This is a genomic window from Enterobacter sp. A103 (genome assembly GCF_034427535.1).
Classification (GTDB): Bacteria; Pseudomonadota; Gammaproteobacteria; order Enterobacterales; family Enterobacteriaceae; genus Enterobacter; species Enterobacter asburiae_B.
This window is the reverse complement of record NZ_JAXQPQ010000040.1, coordinates 1-519: the sequence shown is the minus strand read 5'-3', so window position 1 is coordinate 519 and position 519 is coordinate 1. Positions and strand designations below refer to the sequence as shown.

The following is a 519-nucleotide window of genomic DNA, read 5'->3' as shown; positions in this document are numbered from 1 at the left end:
GCTGGGTGCACCTTCACCGGCCCCGGTTGTGGTGACCCCGGTGAACGGCGGCACGGTGAGCTATGCCTCTTCGGACGCGACGAAAGTGGCGGTGGATACGTCCACGGGCGCACTGGAAATCCACGCGGTGACCGGCAGCACGCCGGTGACCATCACGGCAACCGAATCGGCGGCGCAGGGTTATGCGGGCCAGAGCACAAGCTATCAGGTGGAGGTCACGGCAGCCCCGGTCTCGGCGGTGAAGTCTGAGCTGGCGGTGGAGACGGCGAGTCCGGTGGCGCACAGCCCGGTGACGGTACGTCTGAAGCTGAAGGACGCGCGTAACCAGCTGATGAAGGGTAAAACCGGTCTGACCCTGACGGGGACGGGCATGGCCACCGCGCCGGCGTTCGCGGAAGACAGTGCGAACAAAGGCGAATACACGGCGAGCTTCACCCCGGCCGACGCGAAAGCGTACACCCTGGGCGTGGCGGGCCTGACCGGCTTCACGAAGACGGTGGACGCGACGACGGCGGCGGC

General features: G+C 67.4%; 1 protein-coding gene. It reads left to right on the top strand.

Going from position 1 to position 519, the window contains the following annotated elements:
• Positions 1 to 519 (top strand): hypothetical protein (locus tag SPH27_RS23065; RefSeq protein WP_322435925.1); only part of this gene is annotated, 519 nt, incomplete at both ends.